This window comes from Methanosphaera cuniculi, assembly GCF_003149675.1.
Classification (GTDB): domain Archaea; phylum Methanobacteriota; class Methanobacteria; order Methanobacteriales; family Methanobacteriaceae; genus Methanosphaera; species Methanosphaera cuniculi.
On the sequence record NZ_LWMS01000010.1, the window covers coordinates 1 to 13,219 of the forward strand.

The window sequence follows — 13,219 nt, forward strand, 5'->3', positions numbered from 1 at the left end:
CCAGTCCTAAGGGTAAGTTATCCACGTGTTACTGAGCCGTACGCCATGAATATAAATTCATTCAACTTGCATGGCTTAATCGAATCCCAATAGCAGTATCTTCCGCCAGGATCAAACGGATTTACACAATTATTTGTAAATCAGTCCTATCATAGCAGATATTTTGTATTTACACACTGTTTTTATCTTCTCTTTAGAAGTATTTTTTTGAAGTAAACTTAAAAAAAATTATAGCAGTTCTTTTGTTAACACTTTTTTCGTGTTACACCACTAATTCAATTAACACAATTGCATTAATTGTCTACTTGCTTTTTTTGCGTTTAACGTACTTTGAACTAAATCATTTCTCTATGTCAGTTGACATGTTTGAAACTTTCTTTTAGCTCTCATTAATAAAAGTTATTTATTAAAATGTTTTTATCGCTACAATTGGAAAAACTACAAATCATTACTTAAAAAATCTTAGTGATTTTCTTATGTTCATGTGTCTCGCTTTTTGTAGCACATACTATTATCAACGAACCAAATCTAACAAGATAATTAGAAAATATTACATAAATATTTTTATGGATAATGTTTTACATAAGTATATAATATTATGTTATTAATTCAAAAAGATGACTCTAAGAGTAATTTTATAAAAAATTTATATAAAGAAAATAAGATCATATTTGAAAAAACTACTCTTATTTCAAATAATTTAAAATATGTTATATGTTATTTTAGTAGTGAGGATTATTATTATGTGTATATTTATAATTACATTGATAATATGACATATAGTTGTGTTAATTTTAAGAAATTATCAAATTCTACACTTAGATATTTTAACATGCAAAAAGATGATACTTATGATGATTGGTTTAAAAATAGTTTCCGTTGTCTTTCACATATTGTAGGTTATAAATAAAAGGAGACTTTATCTAATTATATGATAACTTCTCCTCTATAAATATTAGTCTTTTATTATTATTTTTTCATATTGTGGATATTTTTTGATAAATTCTAGTACTTCCTTATCTATGAATTCGAACCATTCTTCATGTGATATATCACGTGAGAAGTGTTTTAGTTTCATATGATTTCGTTCTTCTTCTAATTGTTGTCTTTTTTGTTTGCATTCTTCTGCTATGTTTGGAAGTTCTATTTTATCATACATGTTTCCTTTACATGCAACATTTAGATCTTCAAATTCTAGTGGTATTGTTTCACCATTAGTATGTAGTAGTACTACTATTTCTTCAAAGTTTTCAGCAAGTATTTTATAGTCTATTGTTATACTATTATATGTACTGCTTTTTTCTGTCATACTTTCAAGTTTTTCATAATTCCAGTTAATCATTTTAAATCAACCTTTCTATATTTCTAGTTTAAATTTTATTTTTTATCATATTTAGTTGTTTATTTCAATTTTTTATGTGTTGTGTGTTTATATAGTTTATTTTATAAATGTATGATGTATGAGAAATAAAAACTTAGTAATAGTTATTGTTGCTATTGTTCTTGTTTTAATAGTCTTTATTAGTAATGGTGGAATTAATTTTAACATGTCAGATAATGACACAAATTCCTCAGATAATAATACCACTACTGATAATTCAAGCTATAATAGTAGCAGTAATGATGACAATAATAATGGTAATGATCATAATGAATTAAGTCCACAATCTGATGATTCACAACAGAATCAAGCTGGAGACTCTAAAGCCAAACCATCTAATGGTGGATCTCAATCTAATGGTCAACCACAACAACAAGCAAATGCTAAAGTAAGCAGTAGTGACTCAAGTAATGATAATTAAATAAATTACTTTTTATTACTACTTTTACTTTTTTTATTAGCCCCTTATTTTTTCATGATTCTATTCGTTTTTTGCTTTAATTATTTTTTAAAATCTTTTTCAAAATTTATTAAGTATTTTCATCACATTTTTTTAAAAAAAATAACTTAAATAGGACTTATATATAAATTATTTGATTAAATAAACTAAAAATTATATAAAAAACAATAATAACACTTCTTAAAAAAAATAAAATATTTTAAATACTATTACAGTAAAATATATAAATTGTAATTCCAATTTGACTCAAATAATTTATTAAACAAAGTTATAATTAAATATAACATAGAAAAAAGCTTTAATAAATTATCAGATAAAAACATGGAAAAAAAATAAAAAAATTATAATATTTTAAAATTTACATTATTCTTTCCCAATTTTTTTATTTTAAGAAAGAAAAAAAACCAAATATAATTTTAAAATATCGATAAAATGATAAATAAAAAAATCAACCTAACAAATACAATAAAAAACGAAAGCATCAATACAATTATAAATCTACTAGAAAACCAATACAATGATCAAATAGAATACATCTATGTTGATAAAAGTATACTAACAAAAAACAGACAAGACAACCTACTTTTTAAAGAAAAAATATTCATAACAACAGACAACAACAATAACCTACAAATGCTAGATTTCGAACAAAATGAAAAAGATATACTAAACTTCACACCAAAAGTAGACCTACTAATAATAGACCATCATAACACATCAAACAACTTCACAAAAAACATCATAGATAAACATACAATAATCTCAAAAATCCTATCAGATGACACAATATACATAGAAGATGCACTAAATAAACTAAAAATAATAATATCCAAAGATGAAACATACATCTTCAAAGATAAACAAAACTACAAAAACAACATACCAATGGAATTTAAATATACATAATTTAAAAAAATAAATTCTCAATATCTAAAAAATCCTTCTTTTTTTGATTTACATTATTTAATAAATAAAAGAGTGAAAAATATTTTTTTTCTATTAAATCTAAAAAATATAAATAACAAAAAAAGAACAAAATAACATATATACCCACAATAATCTCACCCCCAAACCCCTCTTTTAACACAATTTTATTCCCTACTTTTTTATTATATAAAATAATAATATTAATACACTATAAAAAATAAATATTAATAATAATGATAAAACTAGACTACTTAACATCAATACTAATGGGCTTATTTATAGGAAGTTTTATACTATTCATAGCACGACTTCTATCATATCCTATATGTGGAATAATACTAGCAATAATCATAGCACCACTAGTAGCAGCATTCTTATACAATCCATCAAATAAGAAAAAAGCAAACCACAGATCACTAAGATGCACAGCTTCAAGCATGCTACTATGTTTCATCTTCAGTATAATACTAGCAACATACTACATACCACAATTTAACACTCTCCTTGGAAGTGCAGACATATCAGCATCAATGTCACTAATAATAATCATAGCATTCACAATAATTGGAGGATTCCTCATAGGAAGTATTGGAGGAAGTATCGGAGCTACAATGAGAAATATAGTATCAGTAATAACCTTCGAAAGAAAATAAACCTCATTTATCTAAAATATCCCCTTTTTACTTTTTTTAAAATAGAATTCAGGTAATTTAGTACATATAATCTTTTTAAATGTTTAATTAGATGTTCTTATTTTTTTTATACTCATATTACTATAAATAATAAAATATACAAATAAAAATTTAGAAGTTATACAAAAGAAAAAAATTTTTTGTATAAAAAAAAAGTAATAAATCAAATAAAAAAAAATAAGGAAACGCTAAAAAATGAACTCATTTTTCATAAACAAACTAAAACCAAGCGAACTTAGAACTATTGCTTATTTCACAGGAATAATATGTATAATACTAGGCGTATTTCAACTAATACCAATAATCTTTGCAATAATATACCATGATAACACACACTACATCAACTCATTTCTAATATCATCAGCACTAACACTCACCTTAGGATTTATAATACATCACTTCTATAAAAAAGAAACGATCACAGATTTATCACTTAAAGGAGCATTAATCTTCGTATTTACAATATGGGGCGTAACAGCACTAATATCAGCACTACCATACTACTTTTCAGGAACACTAGGATTTCTAGATTCACTCTTCCAGTCAATGTCAGGAATAACAACCACAGGATTTTCACTAATAACAGATCCAACAATACCATACTCAATGGCATTCTGGCAAGTCTTCACACAATGGTATGGAGGACTAGGAATGATACTGCTCATCGTAGCTGTAATTCCATCATCCACAAGCCTAAAAAGATTATACTTTGCTGAAGGTAGAACTGAACAAATGACACCCAACATACGACACACATCAATGATATTCATAAAATTATACCTGTTTTTATCAGCAATAGGAGTAATACTCTACATACTTGTAGGATTACCACTATTTGAAGCTTTCTGCTACTCAGCAACAGCAATAGCAACTGGAGGATTTTCAGTATTTCCAGAAAGTGTAAACTACTTCCAAGACTTCTCAATACAACTTGTAACAATAATCCTAATGATACTAGGAAGTACAAACTTCATACTAATATACAGAGTACTAACTCGAAACTTTAAATCATACTACAAAGACTCAGAAACAAAAACCATGTGGTTTGTAATAATACTAGCAACAGCACTAATAACAATATCACTCCTATCAAATAACATCTATGGCTCTGATATTATACTATCAATGAGACATGCACTATTTCAAGCAGTATCAATAATGTCAAGTACAGGATTCAGCTCAACAGACATAAACATGTGGCCACCATTTTGCTACCAAATAATGATAATACTTATGATCTGTGGAGGAGGAATATGTTCAACATCAAGTGGAATAAAACTATATAACATATACTTACTTTTTAAAGCATTCTGGTGGGAAGGACAAAGCATGTTTCTACCAAAAAACTCAGTGATAGTAAAACGAATTTATCATGATAAAAAATATATTGACATAACAAACAACGACATCAGATCAGTTCTAATATATGTAATGGTATACATCATGATATTCATACTAGGAGCAACCATAATACTAATATACACACACAACATAGAATTAGCATATACAATATCAGCATCATCACTAGGAAATACAGGACTTGGACCAGCATACGTTGGAATAACAGCACCAACTGTTGTAAAAATAGTTATGATAATAGAATTCTGGGTAGGAAGAACAGGAATGTGGCCAATATTACTACTAATAGTATATGAAATAAATAAATTAGGGGAAATATCAGAAAAAAATACATAAAAAAAAATAAATTCACCACCCCCCAACTCTTTTTATTTGAAATTTTATTTTTTATACTTTTAAAAATTTGAATATTATAAAGAACATTATTACATAATAATATATAAGAATGAAAAAATCATAAAAGATATAAAAAAAAATTAGTAGGAAGTATAATAAAAGATGAACTCATTTTTCATAAACAAAATAAAACCAAGCGAACTTAAAACAATCGCATACTTCACAGGAACTATCTGCATAATACTTGGAATATTCCTACTACTACCAGTAATAATCGCCCTAATATATGACACACCAAAATACACCCAAGCATTTCTAATATCAGCAATAATAACAATAGTTGTTGGACTACTAATACGAGCAAACTTCACACGAAACAAAATAGGAGAACTATCACTTAAAGGAGCATTAATCTTCGTATTTTCCATATGGGGAGTAACAGCACTATTTACCTCACTACCCTACTTCTTTACAGGACTACTAGGACCACTTGATGCAATATTTCAGGGAATGTCATGAATAACAACCACAGGATTTACACTAATAGATATCCACCCAATACCACGATCAATCGCATTTTGGGAAGCATTCACACAATGGATTGGTGGACTTGGAGTAATACTACTTATAATATCAGTAATTCCATCATCCACAAGTCTAAAAAGACTATACTTTGCTGAAGGTAGAACTGAACAAATGACACCCAACATACGACACACATCAAAAATATTCATAAAACTATACATAATTTTAACATTACTAAGCATACTAACCTACCTACTTTTAGGACTACCAAAATTTGAAGCACTATGCTATGCACTAACAGCAATAGCAACTGGAGGATTTTCAATATTTCCAAGTAGTGTAGATTACTTTAACACACCAGCAATAGAAATTGCAACAATCATTATAATGATAATAGGAAGTACTAATTTCATACTACTATATCGACTAATTAAAGGAAACTTCAAATCATACTATAAAGATGTTGAAGTTAAAACAATGTTCATACTAATGGTTATAGCCACAGTATTAATAACAATATCACTCCTATCAAATAACATCTATGGCTCTGACATAATAGAAACACTAAGACATGCACTATTTCAGGTAGTATCAGTAATATCAAGTACAGGATTCACATCAACAGATGTAAATATATGGCCTCCATTTTGCTATCATATAATGATACTACTTATGATCTGTGGAGGAGGAATATGTTCAACAGCAAGTGGAATAAAACTATATAATGTATACCTACTTTTTAAATCACTCTGGTGGGAAGGACAACACATATTTCAATCTAAAAATACAATAATACATAAAAAAATATACCATGATCGAAGAATAATAAACATAACTAACAAAGAAATAAAATCAGTATTCATCTATGCAATACTTTACATAATAATATTCATAATTGGTGCAACAATCATACTCATCTTTACAAAAGATGTCCAATCAGCATATGTAATATCAGCATCAGCCATAGGAAACATAGGAATAGGACCTGAATCTATAAATATAACAACACCAGCTGTTGTAAAAATAGTCATGATAATAGAATTCTGGATAGGAAGAATAGGAGTATGGCCAATACTACTAATAATAGTATATGAAATAAATAAAATAAATGGAACACTTGAAGATAAATTTGAAAAATAATAAAGGTTAGAAAAAAAAAGTTTATTTTCAAATAAATATCATACCTCCTTTTTCATCTCCCCAAAAAAAAATATTTTACTATTTAGATACCTATCTTTCCTTCTTAAATAATTCTCATCATTATCTCTTTTTTTTATAATTAATATGCTAAAATTTTAAACTTTTGTTAAAAAAAATCAATTATTTTTCATAAGAAAAAAAATGAGAATATTAAAATTTTATTTTTTTTAATTTAGAAATAATAATATTTAAAAAAAAGAGAAAAAGGTGATGAATAAGGTATTTAAACATCAATTACAGGTTCTTTAAGATTATTAAAATTTTTAGATCTTGAACTATTTAAACCAATAAGCATTGTTGAACCATTATGTAATACTGAAGTTACAGCTGGAGTAATCACACCTGATAAACCTAGTAACATAAATAGTGTATTAAATATCACAATCTTTCTATAATTAGAATTAATTAAATCAAGCATTTGTTGACTTAATAATCTAATAGTTACCAAATCATCTAAACATGGTCTAAGTAAAGTAATATCTGCTACTTCACGTGCTAAATCAGATGAATCTTTCATTGCAACACTTACATCAGCTGCAGATAATGCTGGTGAATCATTTATACCATCACCTACCATTATTACCTTATTACCCTTAGCTTTAATTTCTTCAACTATATGAGCTTTATCTTCTGGTAAAACTTGTGATTTATACTCATCAATACCTAATAATTCAGCAGTAGTTGATGCTGCATTTTCAGAATCACCTGTTAACATTATAATATTATCAATACCTAATTTTCTAAGTTTACATAATACTTCTTTAGCCTCATCTCGTGGAGGATCATCAATACAGATTATTCCTTTAAGTACTCCATCAATACCAAAATATATTACAGAGTATTTATCTATATGTTCTTCAATAATTTCTTGTTTTTCTTTTGTTATTTCTACTTCTTCATCTTCAACAACAAAATGTCTACTACCTAAAACTGTACGTTTTCCAATAAGTGTTGTTACAATTCCATGAGCTACAATATATTCTACCTCAGAGTGTAATTCTTCTCCATGTGATAAATTACGTTTTTTCGCTTCATTAGTAATTGCTGTTGCAACACTATGTGGGAAGTGTTCTTCAATACATGCAGCTTGTCTTAATATTTCATCATCTGAAAGTTCACCTAATGATATTACCTTTGCTACATGAGGACTTGATTTTGTAAGTGTACCTGTTTTATCAAAAATTATAGTATTTGCTGTTGCAAATGCTTCTAAGTATTTTCCACCTTTAACCACAATTTCACGTTCTGATGCTTCACGCATTGCAGAAATAATTGCTATAGGTGTTGCTAGTTTAATTGCACAAGAATAATCAACAGTTAATGCTGATATTGCTTTAATAGAACTACCAGTAATTAAATATGTTAAAGCTGTTATGACAAAATTCCATGGTACAATTGAGTCTGCTAGTTTTTCTGCTTTACTTTGAATGGAAGCTTTTGCTTTTTCTGATTTTTTAATCATTTCTATAATTTGATTAATTCTTGTTGATTCATTAATAGCATCAACATTAACAATTATATTTCCATCTTCAACAGTTGTACCAGCATAAACTGTTTTTCCCTTATCTTTATGTACTGCTAATGATTCTCCTGTCATTGTAGCTTCATTTATTGCAGCTTCACCTGATATAATTGTTCCATCAACAGGTATTAGTGATCCTGTTCTTATGATTAGTTTATCATTATCTTTTAGTTTGGTAAATGGTATTTGTATTTCTTTACCATCATCTGTTTGTATCCAAACTTTGTTAATGTTTATCATTAAACTATTTTCTAATGAATTTTTTGTTTTCTCAACAGTATATTCTTCTAATATTTCTGATAATCCTAATAAAAATACAATTGATCCTGAAACATCATACATTCTTTTAGCTAAAGTTACAGCTAAACTTGTTGCATCAAGTAGATCAACATCACATTTTAAGTGTTTTATACTGTTGATTTAATTATATATGGAATTGACTTACATACTATTATAATTTTATTGATGTTAAATGGTAATAAAAACTTACAAGCATATCGTGAAACAATTCTTTTTATAATTTTATTAATATAAATTCTGTTTGTTTCACGTGAAATTTCATCAACTGTTGGTTCTGATTCAGTTAAATCAGATCTTTTCATGTTAGATAAGTATTTAAGTATTTTTATCTTATTACATGAATATTTAATGTAAATACTACCATTTATTGATGAGACTTTAACTTCTTCAATTCCTTTTTTTTCACTTAGAGTTTTTGATAATCCATAACCTTGCTCTTTACTAAAAGCGTATTTACCTGCTCTTAGGCGAATAATATTCTTATTATTATCATAAACTATTTTATATTTCATTTTGTATTTATCCTTTAAAAATTTAAATTAAAAAAAAATATGATAAAAAAAAAATTTTAGGGTTTTAGATGTTAAAAAAATAATTTTTTTGTGGTTTTATTCTTCGTTTTCTTCTTCTATTTCTTCATCTATTTCTTCTGAATCAAATATTTCAATTTGTCTTTTTTCTTTTGCTTCTGCATGAATATCTTCTGCATCTTCTTTAATTGTTTCTATTTCTGATTCAACAGTATCTTTAAGATTTAATGCTCCAGCTGTTAGGTTAACTGCAAGTTTGTGTGCACAGTCTGTTTCAGCTACTTTTTTTATTACATAACCAGCTACTATTCCTCCTATGAAGTATTTAACTTTTGTTTCTCCTAAGAAATCTTTTATTGCCATAATTATTACCTCTTTTTTTGTTTTATATTGTTGTTTAAAATTTAATTAAATAATTGTATTATCATATGTGTATTTACTAAAAAAAAATCCTATTTTTTCAATATTAATATAGAATATTTTTTTTTCACATTTCATATTATATAATTCAAACATTATAACTGTTGTTATAAATTTAGTTTAAACTAAATTCAAAGAATATATTATTAAAGTAACCTAAAAACACATAAAAAAAGCCTTATCTAATAACTTAAAATCAGAAAAAAAAAATAAAAAAAGGGGGAGGGAAGGGGAGATGAGATTATAATTTATCTATAATATCATAATTATTCATCTATAAATTCATCTTCAACTACTTGCTGTGATTCTTCAGAATATGTTTCACCAGGCATAAGAATAAGAGTGTATGTTCCAATACTTTCATGATCAACAAGTTCTGCAAATTCCTCTGGATCTTGTTCTATTTCTGGGAATGTATTATAATGCATAGGTATTACAATTCTTGCACCTATCCATTTTGCAGCAATTGCAGCATCAACAGGACCCATTGTAAAACGATCACCTATAGGTAACATTGCAATATCAGGTTTATACATATCACCAATAATAGTTTTCATATCACCAAATAATGCTGTATCCCCAGCATGATATATTTTCTTACCATTTTCAAGTGTTATTACAAACCCTGCAGCAGCTCCTGCTACTTCTACTTCTTCTGTAAAGTCAATTGAAGAGGTATGTTTTGCATCTGTCATTGTTATATTTATCATATCATTTACTGATACACTTCCACCTTTATTCATTCCTATTGCATTTAGTCCCTGTTTTTGTACAAAGAGTGCTATTTCATGTGTTGATATTATTGTTGCATTAGAGTTATTTGCAATTTCAAGTGCATCACCAAAATGATCTGAATGACCATGAGTAAGAAGTATTATATCTGGTCTTAAGCTTTCAACTGGCGTTGTACATGCAGGATTACTGCTTATAAATGGATCTATTAGTATGTTTAAACCTTCTTCACTTATTATGTTAAATGCTGAATGTCCTAAGTATTCTATATACATATATGAAATCACCTATATTTTTTTTTATAATTTTATTTTAAAAAGTTTTCTATTTATTATAATATTAATTTTTCTTTTTTAATTAAATTTCATTCTTTTTTTTCTATTATTTCAAAAGCTTTTTTACATCCATTATATTTTATAAATTTATTATATTCATCTGAGTTTATCTTGATTGTATCTGTTTTATTTATTGTTGTATTTATCATATTTTTTAGTTTTTCTTTATCATCAATCATAGTAGTTTGTGATATTTTATATGGTTTTATTCTTTGTATGTTTTTTTGTTGTTCTTTATGATTTTTAATTGGTATTAAAATGTTAGGTTTTTTTATTGATATAAGTTCCATGGTAGTTGTGTGTCCAGCTAGTGCTATTGTAAGATCTGATAATCGCATCCATTCAACGAGATTGTAGCTAAACTGTTTTATTATAATAGTTTTATTAGTCTTTGGTATTTTAAATTGACTTGGATCTAATTCTAAGCCTGTGAATATGATAATTGTATCAACATTAAGTTCTAAGGATATATCACATATATTTTCAATTAAAAGTTTTCCAAATTCACTACCACCAACAGTAACAACAATAACTTTACTATCCACATTTATGTTATGTTTTCGTCGTAATTCATCTTTTGTAAGATCTACTGGTGCTTTAATTAAAGGTCCTATAAATTCTGTTTTACTTTTAAGTTTATCTGGTATTGTAATTGTTCCTGGAATATCAGGTATAAGTATTTTTGTTGCATTTTTTGATATTTGATGGATGAGTTTTTCAATACTTTTTTCAAAATATTTTATAAATTGTATATCTGTTGAATCAGAAAATCCAAAAGTTAAATCATTAGTAATAATATAACATGGAATTTTTAGAAGTTTTGCTGTATATGGTGTTGAATAATCAGAATCTGATATTATAATATCAGGTTTTATACGCTTAATTATTCTAGCTTCTTTATACATTGTTTTAATAAAAGTATATGGTATGTCTTTTGAGTTTTTAACTGACTTTTCAATATCAACAGATCCATTGTTTCCTTCAAAGTTCATATTAGGGAGTGGATGAACAGTCTTATGATTTTTACGAAGAAAATGTAATCCTGCACCATAACTTGCAAACTCAACACTATGTCCTTTTTTTTCTAAATATAATGCTAGTGTTAATTCACGAGATGCATGTCCAATTCCAACACCACATGTTGTTATTAATATTTTCATAATTATCAAAAATCCCAAAAAAAAATACTTCTTAATTACTTCTTAGTTATATAGTTGTTTATCATAATTATATTAAAATTATTATCATAAATATTTAAAAAAAGATAGAAAGTGTGGTTGTAAAAAGGGTATTTTATTTTAAAAATAAGTATTACTTTTAATATAAAAAAGTAATACTTTTATATAGTAGAACTAATAAAAATAAGAAATACAAAAAACATAAAAAAAAGGTGACATAAAAAACAACTATGAACATAATAAAAGACACGAAAGGACAAGGAGCAGCAGAATACATACTACTATTTGGAGGAGTAATAATAATAGCACTAGTCGCACTTCAAATATACACAAACTACTTCGCAGATAGTGCAGGATTCAGTGCAAAAACAGACGCAGAACAAATACGAAACAACCTAACAACAAAATCAACATGAATATTATCAAAGACATTCATGCACAACTAAGCACAGAAATAATACTAATACTATCATCCATACTTATAATAACACTAATAACCGCACAGATGACACTAGATTATGAAAACAAAATAACAACAAAAACACAACAAATACTAAACACAACACGAAATACAATACTAACAAAAATATAAAAAGTAAAAAAAAATAGTATTTTAAAAGTTAAAAAAAAAGAAAAGTAAACAAAAAAAAGAAAAGTAATATAAAAAAAAGAAGATAGAATTATTTTATTCTTCTGTTAATAAAACACCATCTTGAGTAATTTCACCTTTCCTAATACGGGTAGATGAAATAGGAACATTATCAGCAGCAAGAATCCATTCAATAACAACAATATCAAGCAAATTAAGCCCATTTGACTTACGAATTTGATTAATATATACAGCTGATTCTTCAGTTTCCTCACTTACAACAATAGCATCAAGTTCAGGATCAAAATCAGCAGTACCCATAGCATCATCAATACGCTTAATTTCATAAAAGTTATCATAATCATTTACAACTTCTTTAACCTTTGCTATTCTTTTTTCACAACTTTCCACATCATGACTTTTATGTGCTGCAAATTCATCAGATGTAATTCCAATTAAAACTTTCTCAGATAACCTAAAAGCTGTTCTAATAAGTTCTTCATGACCTTTATGGAATTTATCAAAAGTTCCTCCAACAGCAATCTTCTTATAAGTATAATCCATTATAATATTACATCCCTTTCTACGTTCTTGTTTTTTTTTATAAAAAAAAATTAATTATTTTTTCATTTATGATTTTTAATAAAATTAAATAAAAAAAAATAAGTTATATTAAAAAAGTTTCCAAAAAAATGAAAAAATAAAGTTTCTAGCTCTTAGTAATTTTTATATT

The 13,219-nt window shown here is 26.5% G+C and carries 16 protein-coding genes and 1 rRNA gene; 9 read left to right on the plus strand and 8 right to left on the minus strand.

The features are described 5' to 3' along the window. Positions 1-122 (minus strand): 16S ribosomal RNA (locus MSCUN_RS01545); the annotation flags it as partial. Between the two features lie 623 nt (positions 123-745). Between MSCUN_RS01545 and MSCUN_RS08245 the strand changes: the two genes are divergently transcribed. Further along, the gene (locus tag MSCUN_RS08245; RefSeq protein WP_170103980.1) at positions 746-910 is read left to right on the plus strand and encodes a hypothetical protein; all 165 of its coding nucleotides are present in this window, start codon (positions 746-748) and stop codon (positions 908-910) included. 45 nt (positions 911-955) lie between these two features. Here MSCUN_RS08245 and MSCUN_RS01555 read toward each other — a convergent pair whose 3' ends face one another. Next, positions 956-1,342, minus strand: coding sequence for a hypothetical protein (locus MSCUN_RS01555; protein WP_095609019.1), 387 nt, complete (start codon positions 1,340-1,342; stop codon positions 956-958). A 118-nt stretch (positions 1,343-1,460) separates the two neighbouring features. On the opposite strand from MSCUN_RS01555, the gene MSCUN_RS01560 reads away from it, so the two are divergent. The 6 genes from MSCUN_RS01560 (at position 1,461) to MSCUN_RS01590 (ending at position 6,820) form a co-directional block, all read left to right on the plus strand. Beyond that, positions 1,461-1,802 (plus strand): hypothetical protein, encoded by a 342-nt coding sequence (locus MSCUN_RS01560; RefSeq protein ID WP_146192102.1) that lies wholly within the window; start codon positions 1,461-1,463, stop codon positions 1,800-1,802. 471 nt (positions 1,803-2,273) lie between these two features. Beyond that, positions 2,274-2,747 carry a hypothetical protein gene (locus tag MSCUN_RS01565; protein ID WP_095609021.1) on the plus strand — a complete coding sequence of 158 codons (474 nt, stop codon included), beginning with the start codon at positions 2,274-2,276 and terminating at the stop codon, positions 2,745-2,747. Between the two features lie 254 nt (positions 2,748-3,001). Beyond that, entirely contained in the window at positions 3,002-3,421 is a 420-nt protein-coding gene (locus MSCUN_RS01575) for a hypothetical protein (RefSeq protein WP_095609023.1), read from the plus strand. Positions 3,422-3,655: 234 nt separating this feature from the next. Next, positions 3,656-5,155, plus strand: coding sequence for a TrkH family potassium uptake protein (locus MSCUN_RS01580; protein WP_095609024.1), 1,500 nt, complete (start codon positions 3,656-3,658; stop codon positions 5,153-5,155). A gap of 162 nt (positions 5,156-5,317) precedes the next feature. Beyond that, positions 5,318-5,674: a hypothetical protein gene (locus tag MSCUN_RS01585; RefSeq protein WP_095609025.1), complete on the plus strand. Its 357-nt coding sequence runs from the start codon at positions 5,318-5,320 to the stop codon at positions 5,672-5,674. Then, positions 5,675-6,820, plus strand: coding sequence for a TrkH family potassium uptake protein (locus tag MSCUN_RS01590; RefSeq protein WP_095609026.1), 1,146 nt, complete (start codon positions 5,675-5,677; stop codon positions 6,818-6,820). Between the two features lie 283 nt (positions 6,821-7,103). On the opposite strand, the gene MSCUN_RS01595 is transcribed toward MSCUN_RS01590, so the two are convergent. The 5 genes from MSCUN_RS01595 to MSCUN_RS01610 form a co-directional block, all read right to left on the minus strand. Continuing rightward, the gene (locus MSCUN_RS01595) at positions 7,104-8,744 is read right to left on the minus strand and encodes a heavy metal translocating P-type ATPase (protein WP_245837662.1); all 1,641 of its coding nucleotides are present in this window, start codon (positions 8,742-8,744) and stop codon (positions 7,104-7,106) included. Between the two features lie 65 nt (positions 8,745-8,809). Then, positions 8,810-9,214 (minus strand): hypothetical protein, encoded by a 405-nt coding sequence (locus tag MSCUN_RS08395; protein WP_245837663.1) that lies wholly within the window; start codon positions 9,212-9,214, stop codon positions 8,810-8,812. 96 nt (positions 9,215-9,310) lie between these two features. Then, entirely contained in the window at positions 9,311-9,595 is a 285-nt protein-coding gene (locus tag MSCUN_RS01600) for a DUF6110 family protein (protein WP_095609027.1), read from the minus strand. A 323-nt stretch (positions 9,596-9,918) separates the two neighbouring features. Further along, positions 9,919-10,659: a metal-dependent hydrolase gene (locus tag MSCUN_RS01605; RefSeq protein WP_095609028.1), complete on the minus strand. Its 741-nt coding sequence runs from the start codon at positions 10,657-10,659 to the stop codon at positions 9,919-9,921. An 89-nt stretch (positions 10,660-10,748) separates the two neighbouring features. Next, positions 10,749-11,879, minus strand: a complete 1,131-nt coding sequence (locus MSCUN_RS01610; RefSeq protein WP_095609029.1) for a UDP-N-acetylglucosamine--N-acetylmuramyl-(pentapeptide) pyrophosphoryl-undecaprenol N-acetylglucosamine transferase — start codon at positions 11,877-11,879, stop codon at positions 10,749-10,751. A gap of 248 nt (positions 11,880-12,127) precedes the next feature. Here MSCUN_RS01610 and MSCUN_RS01615 point away from each other — a divergent pair, with 248 nt between their 5' ends. Next, a complete protein-coding gene (locus MSCUN_RS01615; protein WP_095609030.1) occupies positions 12,128-12,313 on the plus strand; it encodes a class III signal peptide-containing protein in 186 nt (61 codons plus the stop codon). Beyond that, positions 12,310-12,489 (plus strand): hypothetical protein, encoded by a 180-nt coding sequence (locus tag MSCUN_RS01620; protein WP_095609031.1) that lies wholly within the window; start codon positions 12,310-12,312, stop codon positions 12,487-12,489. Before MSCUN_RS01615 ends, MSCUN_RS01620 begins: the two co-directional genes overlap by 4 nt. A 93-nt stretch (positions 12,490-12,582) precedes the next feature. Here MSCUN_RS01620 and MSCUN_RS01625 read toward each other — a convergent pair whose 3' ends face one another. Continuing rightward, positions 12,583-13,050, minus strand: a complete 468-nt coding sequence (locus MSCUN_RS01625; protein WP_095609032.1) for a phosphopantetheine adenylyltransferase — start codon at positions 13,048-13,050, stop codon at positions 12,583-12,585. Positions 13,051-13,219: the final 169 nt, after the last annotated feature.